Origin of the sequence: Streptomyces sp. NPDC006332 (genome assembly GCF_040612855.1) — a bacterium.
Taxonomy (GTDB): Bacteria; Actinomycetota; Actinomycetes; order Streptomycetales; family Streptomycetaceae; genus Streptomyces.
In genome coordinates this window covers 41,967-55,205 of record NZ_JBEXRA010000037.1, presented here as the reverse complement: position 1 = coordinate 55,205, position 13,239 = coordinate 41,967, and the positions used below count along the sequence as shown (strand labels likewise).

The following is a 13,239-nucleotide window of genomic DNA, read 5'->3' as shown; positions in this document are numbered from 1 at the left end:
GCGGGGGCGCGTCCCGCTTCTGGTCCGACGGCCGGGACGGGCCGACGGAAAGGCGGTACCTGGAGCTGTTTTTCCAGGTACCGCCAGAGAGCCGGTAAAGCCGCCCGCCTCCCTCTCGGGAAGTGGGAGCGTCACCTCGACGTCATCGGCCCACCCTCCACGGCGGCGAGCGCCGTCACACCGCCTCGACGGAGCCCGCCTTGCCACGGACGGCGTCCCGCAGACGCTTCTTGTCGATCTTGCCGACCTTCGTCAGCGGCAACTCGTCCACGACCAGCAGGTCTTCGGGGAGCTTGTATCGCGCCACCTGCATCGCGGTGAGGGCGGCACGGACCGACTCGAGGCTCAAGTGGGTCCCCGGCTCGACGACCACGACCGCGCACACCCGCTCCCCCAGGTCGGGGTCGGCCTTCGCGACGGCCGCGACGCGGGCGACACCGGGCAGGCGGTAGATGAGGTTCTCGACCTCCTCGGCGGAGATCTTCTCGCCGCCCCGGTTGATGAGGTCCTTGTCCCGTCCTTCGACGACGAGATTGCCCGACGGGTGCAGCCGGACGACGTCGCCGGTGCGGTACCAGCCGTCGGGGGTGAACGCACGGGCGTTGTGCTCGGCGGCCCGGTAGTAGCCGCGGGGGGTGTACGGGCCGCGGGTGAGGAGGGCGCCCATCTCGCCGGGCGGGACGGGGTTGTCGGAGGCGTCGACGATGAGGATCTCGTCGTCGACGCACATGGGGCGTCCCTGTGTCTCGATCTTGATGGTGTCGGGGTCGTCGGGGCGCGTGTAGTTCAGCAGTCCCTCCGCCATGCCGAACACCTGCTGGAGGGTGCCGCCGAGCACGGGTTCGGCGCGGCGGGCGACCTCCGGCGCGAGGCGGGCGCCACCCACCTGCAGCAGTCGTAGTGCGGGCGGGGCGGGGTGGCGGCCGGAGGCCACCGCGTCGATCCAGCGCTGGACGACGGCCGGCACGGCGGCGGTGGCCGTCACACCCTCGGCGGCCATCAGGGGCAGCACCTTGCCGGGTTCCGGGGTGCGGGCCAGGACGACCCGGCCGCCGTTCATGAGGGTGCCCAGGATGCCGGGGCAGGCCAGGGGGAAGTTGTGTCCGGCGGGCAGTGCCACCAGGTAGACGGTGTCGGAGTCGAGGCCGCAGACCTCGGCGCTGCGGCGCGCGTTGTACTCGTAGTCGTCATGGGTGCGGGTGATGAGCTTCGGCAGTCCGGTCGTGCCGCCGGAGAGCAGGAAGACGGCGATGTCGCCGCTGTCCGGGGCGATCCGGTCGAGCCGGGCCCGTGCGGCGACCGGGTCGTCGGCCGGTTCGGCCAGGGCGCGCAGGTCCGTGGCGTCGGTGCCGGCCGTGCCACCCGCGACGAGCAACAGCCGTACGCTCGGGGTGTCTTCGGCGACCTCCCGGCCCAGGGCCTGGTGGTCGAAGTCGCCGAGTCGGTCCGGTACGGCGATCGAGGTGACCTCAGCGTGCGCGGCCAGGTAGCGCAGTTCGTGACCGCGGTGGGCGGGCATCGCCATCACGGGAGCGATTCCGGCCCGCAGACAGGCAAGGGTGAGGGTGACGAACTCCCAGCCGTTGGGCAGCTGGACGAGCATCGCGTCACCTGTGTTGAGACCGTTGTCCAGCAGGCGGCATGCCAATCCATCTGCCCTGTCGACGAGTTGGCGGTACGTCAGTCGTGTGTCGCCGTCCACGATGGCCACTGTGTCGCCGTAGGTCTCGGCCCATTCGTGGAGGTACGAGCCGAGCGGCCTGCCACGCCAGTACCCGGCCTCGCGGTAGCGGTGGGCCGCCTCCTTGGGCCAGGGCACGAATCCCTCACGCGTCATTGGATCCTCCTTGATCCCGGGGGTCACGCAGCAGCAGTACAGCGTCGAGCGCGACGACGTCGCCGTCGGGCAGGACGCGCAAAGGGTTGATCTCGCACTCGGTCACGGCGTCGTCGGCGGCGAGGGAGGCCAAAGCCTGCAGCACGTGGGTGAGTCGCGCGCGGTCGACCGGGGTGGCGCCCCGCGCGCCGAGAAACATCGCTCGGGTGGCGAGTTCGTCGAGCATGGCGTGCGCCTCGTTCGCGGACAGGGGCGCGAGGCGCAGGGAGACGTCGCCCAGGATTTCGGCGGCTGTTCCCCCGGCGCCGAGAGCCAGCACGGGGCCGAAGACCGGGTCGCGGCGTACGCCGACGATGAGTTCGGGTCCCGCGGGGGCCATCTGTTCGACCAGCAGCGCGGGGCTCGTGGGCATACGGGCGAGGGCTTCGTCGAGCTCCTCGTGCGTGCGGATCCCGACCTGGACCCCGCCGACCTCCGTCTTGTGCAGGATTTCCGCGTCGAGGATCTTCACGACGACCGGTCCGCCGAGCTCGTCGAGGGCCGCGTGCGCCGCGGCGGGGTCGGCGCACACGCGCCGTGCGGGCGTACGGACGCCCAGGTCCGCGAGGACGTCCTTGGCGGTGTGCTCGTCGACCGGGCCCAGCGGGGGCAGGGTGAGAGCCTCGGAGGCAGTGACGACGGCGTCCAGCCGGGTGCGGGCAGCCGCGTCCTCGACGAGGGCACGCACCATGACCGATCCGGAGGCCGGTGTGGCCGCGCAGGGAATGCCGGCTTCGCCGAGTTCTCGGCGGGTCCGCCGTGCCTGCTCCACGGGTCCGCCGACGACGGCGACGAGCGGGGTGGCCGTGCGGGCGGCGGCCAGCACGGCCGGGAGGTCCACGGCGGTGGGTTCCAGCAGCCCGTACACGGCGGTGACGTCAATGCCGGGATCCTCCGAGACCCGCTCCACGACCTGCGTGAGCGCGGGCGAGGGGCGGCCGGTGTCGACGGGGTTGTTCAGGTAGGTGAGGGCCGGGAGCAGCTCGCGCAGCTCCTTCACCGTCCGTTCGACCAGGGGCGGGACCTGGATGCCGTGGGAGCGCAGGTCGTCCGTGAGCAGCAGTCCGGGTCCAGCCTGGGCGGTGACCAGGCCGATGCCCGGGCGTGGGTTGGCCGGGAGCCGTACGCGGCTGAGCGCGGTGACGGCGTCCACGAGGTCGCGTTCGTCGTCGACGAGGACGGCTCCAGCCTGGCGCAGGGCCGTCCTGGTCACGCGCCATGAGGTGGCCAGGGCGCCGGTGTGGGAGCGGGCGAAGTCGCCGATGTCGCTTCGGCCCACGACCAGGGCCACCACGGGGACACGATCGGTCAGGCGCCGTACCGCCTCGGTGAGGCGGCGGCCTTCCGCGGCGGTCTCCACGTGCAGGGCGACGGCGCGCACGCCGTCGTCCTCGGCGAGGTGGTTCAGAACGTCGGCCTGGGTGACGTCCAGACTGTTGCCGAGGCCGACGCCGAGGCGCAGGCCGACGCCGGCCTCGGCGAGGGCGAAGGCCAGCGCGTGGTTCACCCCGCCGCTGGCAGCCACTACCGCAACCGGACCCGGTTCCAGGTCGCCCACACCCGGGACGAAACTGGCGGTGAGCCGCCGGTGGGGGGCGAGGAAGCCCGAGGTGTTCGGTCCGAGGACACGGATGCCGGTGTCCCGCACCACCTCGGCCAGGGCCTGTTGGTGCAGCGCACCGTCGCCGCCCGCTTCGGCGAAACCGCCCGCGCACACCAGGGCGGCACGGGCTCCCGCGCCGACCGCGTCGCGGACGGCTCCGGCGGTGGCGGCGGCCGGGATACAGGTCACCACCAGATCGGGTGCAATGCCGTGGGCCGCGGCGGCCTCGGCGACGGTCGGGAAGAAGCCCCGGTCGGGATCAGGCCGGCCGGCGTTGACCTTCAGCACCGGTCCGGGGAACGAGGCGAGGGAGTCGGTCATCGCCGCGCCGAGCTTTCCGGGCGTGGCGGAGGCACCGAGCACGGCGATGGCTCGGGGTGCGAACAGCGGTTCCAGGGCGGTCACTTGACGCCTCCGACGAGGTCGGCCCGGCCGGACAGCAGGAGCGTGGTCGCGGTGTCGCCGTCGTAGGGGCCGATGACCGCGGCGGGCAGGCCGTGCGCGAGCCTGGCCTCCTCGGCGACGAGCACACGGGTCAGCGTCGTACCGCCGCGTACGCCGATGAGCGGGCCGCCTGCCTCTGCCGCCTCCCGCACCTGGTCGAGGGCGAGCGGCATTCCCTCCTCGTTGTCCGGGGCGTCGATCCACACGCCCGCGCTCGACGGCTCACCGCTGAAGGGGAGCATCGGGATCGCTGTGCCGTCGGCCCCGGTCAGGAGATCGTCGCCGGCCGTGACACGGCGTGAGGGAAGCCGGAAAGGCCCGCCACGGAACGGTGTCTCCAAGGGCGGTGTCTCGTGGCGTTGCCGCCACCATCCGTCGACGCGGTCCACGTACGCCGTGTCGCGCACGGCGAGTTTGCCGCGCGGGATGCTGCGGGTGAGGAAGTGGAAGGCGAACTGTGTCGGGTCGTCGAGCGTACGGACGTAGCGGCCGAAGTGCTCCCACCAGGACAGGCTGGGCCGCGCCGAGTTCTGGATCCTCTCGACCTTGGGTCGGCGGCGCGACTCGTAGGCCTCCAGTGCCTCCGGCACACTGTGCGGGGCCTCTCCCAGGGCTTCGGCGAGGGCGACGGCGTCCTCCATGGCCATCTTGGTGCCGGACCCGACGGAGAAGTGGGCGGTGTGCGCCGCGTCGCCCAGCAGTACCCACTTCCCGCTGCGCCACGAACTGGCTTTGCGGGTGGCGAAGTTGGCCCAGCGGGAGTTGTTGCCGACCAGCGGATGTCCGTCGATCTGTTCGCGGAAGAGGTCTTCCAGGTAGCTCTTGGTCTTCTCGTCGCTCACGCCCGGCGGGGTCGACGGATCGAAGGCGTCGAGTCCGGCCCTGGCCCAGGAGTCGGCGTCGGTCTCGACGATGAAAGTGCTCAGCGAGTCGCTGATGGGATAGGCGTGGGCGGCGAAGACACCGTGGGGGCCGTCCTGGTGGACGAAGGTGAGCCCGTCGAACATGTAGGTGGTGCCGAACCAGATGAACTTCGCGCTCGCCACCTCGGCGGTCGGTCCGAAGTCGTCGGCGAACAGGGTGCGGAAGCGGCTGTTGGCGCCGTCACAGACGACGACCAGGTCGAAGTCGTCCAGTTCGGCGGGATCGCGGACCTCGTGCTGGAAGCGCATCTGGACGCCCTCGGCGCGGGCCCGTTCCTGCAGCAGGCTCAGCAGCGTCTTGCGTACGACCGCCGCCATGCCCATGCCTCCGACGCGTTCCCGGGCGCCGTGTACCCGCACCTCGATGTCGTCCCAGTGCCTGCCGTGCTTGTCCAGTGCCTCGCTGAGGACGGGGTCGGCGGCGTCGATGGCGTCGAGGGTGGCGTCGGAGAAGACCACCCCGAAGCCGAACGTGTCGTCGGGGCGGTTGCGTTCGAACACCACGACCTCGGCTCCGGGCAGGCTCCGTTTCAGCAGTGTGGCGAAGAACAGCCCTCCGGGTCCCGCACCGATGCAGGCAACTTTCATGATCTTTCCTTCGCGCTCACAGCCACGCGGGCAGTTGGGGTACGGAACCGCCGTCGGCGGGGTGCAGGGGGCCGGGCACGGGACGCCCGGTCGCGTAGGCGGCCAGTCTGGTCAGGTCACCGCTCACCACGACCGGCTCCGCGCCGCCGGGCGCTCCCAGGAGCCAGGTGCGGTCGGCGTCCTCGGCCCGCAGTTCGACGGGAGGACAGTCGGGGCGGGCCAGGAAGGAGGCGGTCACGTCGTCGAGGAGCGCGTCGCACACCTCGTGCGGCACATCGTCGAAGGTGGTGTCGATGTCCAGGTCGACGGCGTGAACCCACACCTCACGCACCCGCATCCAGGCCACCTGGGAGGCGGGCACCTCACGCCCTCGCGCGGTGCGGACCGTCGCCGCCCAGCACTCTGCGGGCAGTGCGGCGAGTTCCGCGGCAAGACGGCCGTCGGCCGCGAGCAGTGCTGCCCGTAGTTCCGCGGCCGGCCGCCGGGCGCCCTCCTCTATCTCACGCGCCCGCTGGTCGCCACTGGCGTACATGGGCGTCTCGACACCGGTCCGCGCCCAGATCAGCAGGTTGACGAGCGCGTCGGCGTTGCGGGCGACATGGGCGACGAGGTGGGCCCTGCTCCAGCCCGGCAGGTAAGAGGCCCTGGTGAATCCCGGGCCGGTCAGCCGGTGCACGGCGGCTTCGAAGGCCGCCGTGCCCTTGGCCGCCTGCTCCAGCATCACTGCCGGGCGTTGGCTCACCGAGTCTCCCGGCGGCAGGTGTTGCGGGTCTCGCCGATGCCCTCGATCCGGGTGACGAGGCGCGTACCGTCCTGCAGATAGCGGGCGGGCTTGCGGGCGTGGCCGACCCCGCCCGGAGTACCGGTGGCGATGACGTCGCCGGGCACCAGCGTGACGATCTCGGACAGGTACGCGACGAGAGTGGCCGGGTCGAAGACGAGGTCGCCCGTGTCGGCCTTCTGGACCGTGTCGCCGTCGACCTCACAGGTCAGGCTCAGGCCCTGGGCGGACGCCGCGGGGTCGTCGGCCGTGACCAGCCAGGGTCCGATGGGAGTGGTGGCCTCGAAGGTCTTGCCCTGGTCCCACTGAGTGGTGCGGTACTGCCAGTCGCGGGCGGTGACGTCGTTGAGCACGGTGTACCCGGCGATCGCGGCCCGCGCCTGCTCCGTGTCGGCGTGCCGGACCTCGGCACCGATGACGACGCCCAGTTCGGCCTCCCAGTCCATCTGTGTGGAGGAGGCCGGCAGGGTCACGTCGTCGTAGGCGCCGACCAGCGCTCGCGCGAACTTGGAGAAGAGTGTGGGGTGCGAGGGGAGTTCGCGGCCCATCTCCAGTATGTGGGTGCGGTAGTTGAGGCCGACGCATACGACCTTCTCCGGCGCGACGACCACGGGGGCGTAGTCCAGGGCGCCTTCGTACGTCTCACCGTCGGCGTCCGCGGCGCGCGCAGCCCAGTCGGTGTGGCGCAGGAAGGCCACCAGGTCGTTCTCGCCGAGGTCCACGGCCTTGTCCTCGTCGACGCGGACGGCGCGCGTGGTGCCGTTGACCCGGATGGTGGCGAGCTTCACTTGTGTTCTCCTCGGGAGGTACGGGCGAGGCCCAGGGCCTCGTAGACGGGCTCGTCGCTGAAACGGAACAGGTCGACCTGGGTACGGGCCGACAGCGAGACCTCGCACCAGGACGGGACGACGAACAGGTCCCCCTTGGCGATCTCGAAGACCTTGTCGCCGACGCGGGCGACCGCCTCGCCCTCGAACACCTGCCAGACCGCGGAGCCGACGGTTCGTACCGGGACGGTCTGGGTACCGGCCCGCAGTCGGCGCATCTCGGTGCGCATCGTGACCAGGGCGTCCCTGCCGGTGGTGGGGTTGGAGAAGCGGATCCCGGCGTGCCCGGGCTCGATCACGCCGGGAACGCCTTCCTCCTCCAGTTCCAGCTGGGCGGTCAGGGCGGCGTCGGTGTGTTCCCAGCGGTAGGCGTTGAGCGGGGAGTTGGGCTGGTCGGGCCGACTGATCGGGCGCAGTCCGGGCTGTCCCCACAGCCGTTCGCCGCGCGATCGCTCGGGGGTTTCGCGGGTGGACAGCTCATCCGGGCCGAACTCGAAGAAGCCGCCGTCGAGTTTGGAGACGAGCGGGATGTCGAGACCATCGAGCCAGGCCATCGGCTCGTCGGTGACGTTCTGGTGCTCGTGGAAGGCCCAGCTCGGCGTGAGCAGCAGGTCACCGCGCCGCATCGCCACCGCGTCCCCGTCGACATTGGTCCACACGCCTTCGCCTTCGAGCACGAACCGGAAGGCTCCCTGGCTGTGCCGGTGCGAGGGGGCGACCTCGCGCGGGCCCAGGTACTGGATCGCGGTCCACAGGGTCGGAGTGGCGTAAGGAAGGCCCGGAAGTCCGGGGTTGGACAGGGCCATGGCACGGCGCTCGCCGCCACGACCCACCGGCACGAGCTCTCCCGAGCGCTGTGCGATGGGCAGCAGCTCCGCCCACCGCCACAGGTGCGGCACCGCGGCGGGCTGCGGCGACATCGGCATCAGGCCGTCCACCTGGGTCCACAGCGGGATCAGACCCGCGTCCTCGAAGTCCGCGTACAGCTCGTCGAGCAGCTTGCGCTCGGTCTGTTCGCTGGTGGTATCGGTCACGGAAACCTCCACGTCGTGTGTTCGGCGACCGCCGTAACAAGCGCGCATCCTGCGGCGCTGTTTCCTGACGCTACGCCGATGTTTCCCCTCATCGGAATCCTTGAAGGGTAGGATTCCGCTATGGAGAATTCAGTAGCGCCCGGTCCGTCGTATCCGGTGAGCGCCGCCGGCAACGCCCTGCGCGTCGTACGGCTGCTGCACGAGCTCGACGAGCTGCGGGTGATGGACGTCGCGGACCGGCTCGGTGTCGCGCGCTCGACCGCGCACCGGATCCTGGCGATGCTCGTCTTCGAGGGATTCGCGGCGCAGGACCGCCACAAGGTCTACCGGCCGGGCCCGGCTCTCCAGGCGATCAGGGGAAGCCAGACGGCCCCTCCCCCGGACCTGATCACCATCGCCCGTCCTCACCTGCAACGGCTGGCGGACGGCGTCCGCGAGACGACCCACCTGATGGTGCTCGAAGGCAACGCGGCCCGCTTCCTGGACGGCGTGGAGGGCCCCCAGGCGCTGCGCGTCAGCTACCGCACCGGCACCCTGCTGCCCGCGCATGTGACCTCGGGCGGCAAGGCCCTGCTCGCCGCGCTGCCGGCGGACCGACTGCGAGCCCTCTACCCCAACGGGCTCCCCGGCGAGCGAGCCGACGCTTCCGACGACGTGGAGCGCCTGTTCAACGAGCTGGTGTCCGTACGGCGGGCCGGCTACGCGATCAACCTGCAGGAGAGCGAGCGCGGCGTGCACGCCGTCGGCGCATGCGTGCGCGACCGCACGGGCACCGCCGTGGCCGCCGTGGCGGTCGCGGCTCCGTCGGTCCGGTGCACGCGCGCGAGCCTGGCGGAGTTGTCCCGACCCTTGCTGGCAGCCGTGCGGGAGATCGGTCAGAGTCTGTGAACGCCGGCGCCGTCATCCCGCAGGGAACCGCACACCGTACCTACGACCCCGCATCGACGAGTACAGCCACAGAATGCTGCGCGCCGGAGCGAGCGGCTTCCCACTGAGGTACCTCCCCCGGCCGAGCTGATCTCCGCCGCCCGGCTGGACCGACTGACAGGGCTGAGCAACTCGGAGTCGTCTGCGCCTACGAGACCGGACTCGGCCGACCCACCAACCGGCCGCCGGGCCCTGCGTGATGACGAGCCCGGCCCGATGACCGCAGATGGGCGACGAGGCACAGCCGGCTGGGCCCGCAGCGGCGGTGATGTTCCGTCGAGCTTCGTCGCGACCGAGACCGTGCCCACGCCAGGTGCTGACATAGTGGAGCAACGCTCCCCTGCCGCCGGGAAGGACAGGAGAATGCCGCCAGCAGCAATCACGGTTCCGGTCACTGATCGTGACCGGAACCGTGAAGCCGGGCAGCCCCTCTACGAGAGGCCTGCCAGGGTGTCTGCGGCGAAATCGTAGGTTCCCGAGCCGACCTCGAACACCGCAGCTTCGTTCTCCATCCTGAGGAACCGGAGGCCCTTGGCCTTCTCGGCCGGTCGGCCGCCCTCGGTCACAGCCGACCGGCTCGTCGCCGGTATGTGGACCTCCGCGACGGTGTTGACCGGGACCTTGACCTTCAGATGGAGGGCGCCGTTGCTGGTGCTCCACCGCGAGGACAGGCTGCCGTAGACGGTGGTGAGGCTTCCGGTGCCTTCCGTCAGATTTCCGCCCGGCACCGGGGCGATCCTGGAGCGCTTGTAGCCGGGTTCGAGCGCGGAGATGCCGCCGATGTTCTGGAACATCCAGTCACCCACGGCGCCGTAGGCATAGTGGTTGAAGGAGTTCATGTCGACAGGGCCGAAGTCGCCGTTGGGCATGATGGAGTTCCAGCGCTCCCACATGGTGGTGGCACCGTTGGCGACCTCGTAGCCCCAGGACGGGTAGTCCTTGTGCAGCAGCATCTTGTAGGCCAGGTCGTCCCGGCCGATCCTGCTCAGCGCGGGCAGCAGCAGCGGCGTGCCGATGAAGCCGGTCCGCAGGTGGTAGTCGGTGAGCGCCAGTTTGGCCACGAACTTCTCACCGACCTTGTCGACCAGCGCCGGATCCGAGACCAAGTTCATGGCCAGGGCCATCGCGTACCCGGTCTGGGAGTTGCCCTTGACGGTGCCGTCGGCTGCGACATAGGCCTTGGTGAAGGCGTCGCGGATGTCGGCGGAGAGCTTGCCGTAGTCGGACGCCGCCGCGTCATCGCCCAGGGCATTGGCCATCTCCGCCATCATGCGGGCGTTCTCGGCGTAGTAGGCCGTGCCCAGGATGCCCTGCTCGGTCGGGTCGTCCAGGTTCAGCCAGTCGTTGGTGAAGAAGGTGGTGCGGCCGGGCTCAAGGAGGTCCGGTCCGGCGCTGGTGCGCACGAACTGGAAGAACTTCTGCATGGCGGGGTAGTTCTCCCGCAGGATGCGGGTGTCGTCGTACGAGCGCCACACGGAGTACGGCACGGTGATCATCACGTCGGACCACCCGACACCGCTGTCGCCGAACTGGCCCTGAGGGGTCGGTACGACCGCCGGCAGGTCGCCGTTGGCGTACTGGGAGTTGCGTACGTCCGCCATCCAGTGGGACAGGAACGCGCGAGTGTCGACCAGGTAGTTGGCCGTCGGCGCGAACAGGCTGATGTCTCCCGTCCATCCCAGACGTTCGTCGCGGGCCGGGGTGTCGGTGGGGATGGAGAGGAAGTTGCCCCGCTGGCTCCAGGAGATGTTGCTCACCAGCTGGTTGAGCATGCTGTCCGAGGTCTTCAGCGTGCCGGTGGTGGGGAGGTCGGATCCCCACACGACTCCCCTGACGTCGGAGAGCGCGGGAGGCTGGTTCGCCCCGGTGATCTCGATGTAGCGGAACCCGTGCTGGGTGAAGGTGGGTTCGTAGGTGACCGTTCCGGTCTCGGCGAAGGTGTAGCGGTCGGTGACCTTGGCGCTGCGGAAGTTGTCGGTGTAGAGGGTGCCGTTCTTGTTGAGCACCTCCGCGTAGCGGATCCTGACTGTCTGGCCGACGGAGCCGGTCAGCTTCAGCCGTGACACGCCGACCATGTTCTGACCGAGGTCGTAGACGTAGGTCCCGGCGGTGGGCTCGGTCATCTTCCGGGCCTGGAGCACCTGGGTCCGGCGCACCGGCTCGTCGCTCTGCGGGACCAGGAGTGCGGTCCGCGAGTCCAGGCTCGCGGCGGGCTCCCACTGCGCGTCGTCGAATCCTGGCCGGCTCCAGCCCGAAGGCTCCAGACGCGCGTCATACGTCTCGCCGTCCTGCAGGTCGGCCTTCACGAAGGGCCCGTCCGACGCCTTCCATGAACCGTCCGTGGCGATCCACTGGACGGAGCCGTCGGTGTAGGTGATGCGCATCTTCGCCACGAGAGCGGGGGTGTCGCCGTACTGGTGGGTCCAGCCGAGCCCGACCTTGCCGGCCCACCACCCGTCCGCCAGGGATCCGCCGATGACGTTGTCGCCGCTGTCGATCAGCTGCGTCACGTCGTAGGTCTGGGACTGGATGCGCTTTTCGTAGTTCGTCCAGCCCGGGGCGAGCACCTGGTCGCCGACCGGCTTGCCGTTGATCTCCAGCTCGTACAGGCCGAGTGCCGACGCGTAGACGCGCGCGGAGGCGATCTTCTTGCCGACCTTGGTCGCGAAGTCCTTGCGCAGCAGGGGCAGCGGCCGGGACGCGGGTGCGTAGAGGGCGTCCGTGGTGCCGGACACGACGAGGGCGGAGTCGACGATCTCACCACCGGTGAACGGGTTGCGACCGGACGCGAAGTCGGTGTCCAGCAGCGTGCCGCCGTCGGCGCCGGTCACGACGGCGCCGTAGACGGTGCCGCGTTCACCACAGCATGCGTGGGTGCGGAAACCCACGTAACCCTTCGTGAACGTGGAGTCGGTGAAGGTGTTGACCAGCTTGCCGTCGAGGGTCGTCTTGATGGTGGTGCCCGTCACGTCGTAGCGGACGGTGTGCCGGTCGGCGAGGAGGCTCGCGTCGGTGAAGCCGTAGGGCGCGAGATCCACCTCCTCAACCACGGTGTAGTTGCCCTTGACCTGCTTGTGCAGCCTCAGCATCGGGGTCGGGCCCGTGACGTTGAACTGCCACATGTACCCGTTGCTCACATCCGGGGCACGCAGGAACATGCCGAAGGCGTTGCTGTCGAGCTTGAACTCGATCGTGGCGGTGTAGTCGGTCCACTTGTCCAGCTCGCTCGGAGCCGCGGGGCGGGTGATCCACTGGGCGCCGCCCCAGTCGGCCGAAGCCAGCAGGCCGGTCTCGAAGTACGCGGTCGCGCTCCACGGACTCGCGACTCCCTTGTCGTCCCAGGCCCGAACGCGCCAGTGGTAACGGGTGCCCGCCTTCAGGGCGGGCCCGCTGTACCGCACGCCGACCTGACGGCCCGACGCCACCTTGCCGGACGACCACACGTCCGTCGAGCCCGGCCTGTGTCCGACCTGGACCTCGTAGGCCCTCTGCGACGCCGCCCGCCGGGAAGACGCCAACTGCCATCCGAGGACGGGCTCCTCGTCACCGATGCCCAGCGGGTTCACCCGGCCGTTGACGGTCAGCGCCTGCACGGTGAACGGCGCGTCCGGCGCCGATGCCGCGGAGGACACGGGCTCCCGCAGAGTGGACACACCTGCCACGACGGCCAACACAACGAAGCCTCTGAGGAGGTGAAAGGCGAGCGAGCGTTTACGGAGCACGGCAACCCCATGGATTGAATCGTTTCAAGTCGGGTGAATTGCCAGGACGGTACTCATGTGACGTTGGACACGTCAAGAAGTTGCACTGATCCCGAAGCCGATGAAGGGTGATTCCCGCGAGCGCTTGCCGATCAGTTACTGGTCCACGTCATCGAGGTGAAGAACCGGCCCGGCTCCGAACGCACCGGCGAAATGGGAGTGTTCAGCGGCGCGGACCGTCGACGGCCGGAGGCTGAACCGAACGGAAACCGCCCCACGCCTCTCGCCGCCGAATCCGTCCTGACCACGTCGGGCGGACCGGCCTCAAGGACGGAGATGTCCTCAAGCACGAGTACTTCGGAGCGTGGTGGGATCGTACGGCAAGCATCGTCGTCGTTGGGCCTCCACAGATCGAGGTTCGAGAGCCGTTCGCTGTGAAGGATTCGGCCGTGCGAGAGGTCTTGGCGACCTGGGCAACTCCCGCCGTGAGGCGACTTACGTAGTCGCCGAGCTCGGCCACCACGCTGGTGTGGGA

At 70.0% G+C, this 13,239-nt stretch carries 8 protein-coding genes; 1 reads left to right on the top strand and 7 read right to left on the bottom strand.

Going from position 1 to position 13,239, the window contains the following annotated elements; translation table 11 throughout:
* Window positions 1-175: 175 nt before the first annotated feature.
* From ABZ027_RS28695 to ABZ027_RS28670, 6 genes are read right to left on the bottom strand one after another with little or no spacing between them, the layout of a single operon-like run.
* A complete protein-coding gene (locus ABZ027_RS28695; protein WP_356773351.1) occupies window positions 176-1,837 on the bottom strand; it encodes a (2,3-dihydroxybenzoyl)adenylate synthase in 1,662 nt (553 codons plus the stop codon).
* The gene (locus tag ABZ027_RS28690) at window positions 1,827-3,884 is read right to left on the bottom strand and encodes an acetate--CoA ligase family protein (protein WP_356773349.1); all 2,058 of its coding nucleotides are present in this window, start codon (window positions 3,882-3,884) and stop codon (window positions 1,827-1,829) included. Before ABZ027_RS28690 ends, ABZ027_RS28695 begins: the two co-directional genes overlap by 11 nt.
* On the bottom strand, window positions 3,881-5,434 hold the full coding sequence (locus ABZ027_RS28685; protein ID WP_356773347.1) for an FAD-dependent monooxygenase: 1,554 nt from the start codon (window positions 5,432-5,434) through the stop codon (window positions 3,881-3,883). The genes ABZ027_RS28690 and ABZ027_RS28685 overlap by 4 nt, the downstream gene beginning before the upstream one ends.
* 16 nt (window positions 5,435-5,450) lie before the next feature.
* Window positions 5,451-6,176: a maleylpyruvate isomerase family mycothiol-dependent enzyme gene (locus ABZ027_RS28680; RefSeq protein WP_356773345.1), complete on the bottom strand. Its 726-nt coding sequence runs from the start codon at window positions 6,174-6,176 to the stop codon at window positions 5,451-5,453.
* Window positions 6,173-7,003: a fumarylacetoacetate hydrolase family protein gene (locus ABZ027_RS28675; RefSeq protein ID WP_356773343.1), complete on the bottom strand. Its 831-nt coding sequence runs from the start codon at window positions 7,001-7,003 to the stop codon at window positions 6,173-6,175. The genes ABZ027_RS28680 and ABZ027_RS28675 overlap by 4 nt, the downstream gene beginning before the upstream one ends.
* Window positions 7,000-8,076: a cupin domain-containing protein gene (locus ABZ027_RS28670; protein ID WP_356773341.1), complete on the bottom strand. Its 1,077-nt coding sequence runs from the start codon at window positions 8,074-8,076 to the stop codon at window positions 7,000-7,002. The genes ABZ027_RS28675 and ABZ027_RS28670 overlap by 4 nt, the downstream gene beginning before the upstream one ends.
* Before the next feature lie 120 nt (window positions 8,077-8,196).
* Between ABZ027_RS28670 and ABZ027_RS28665 the strand changes: the two genes are divergently transcribed.
* Entirely contained in the window at window positions 8,197-8,964 is a 768-nt protein-coding gene (locus ABZ027_RS28665) for an IclR family transcriptional regulator (RefSeq protein WP_356773339.1), read from the top strand.
* A gap of 470 nt (window positions 8,965-9,434) precedes the next feature.
* Here the strand turns inward: ABZ027_RS28665 and ABZ027_RS28660 are convergent, their stop codons facing one another.
* Window positions 9,435-12,635, bottom strand: coding sequence for a family 78 glycoside hydrolase catalytic domain (locus ABZ027_RS28660; RefSeq protein ID WP_356773337.1), 3,201 nt, complete (start codon window positions 12,633-12,635; stop codon window positions 9,435-9,437).
* Window positions 12,636-13,239 lie beyond the last annotated feature (604 nt).

Coding starts and splice junctions, on each gene's coding strand:
- ABZ027_RS28695 (WP_356773351.1), bottom strand. CDS start 1,837: ATGACGCGTGAGGGATTCGTGCCCTGGCCCAAGGAGGCGGCCCACCGC.
- ABZ027_RS28685 (WP_356773347.1), bottom strand. CDS start 5,434: ATGAAAGTTGCCTGCATCGGTGCGGGACCCGGAGGGCTGTTCTTCGCC.
- ABZ027_RS28665 (WP_356773339.1), top strand. CDS start 8,197: ATGGAGAATTCAGTAGCGCCCGGTCCGTCGTATCCGGTGAGCGCCGCC.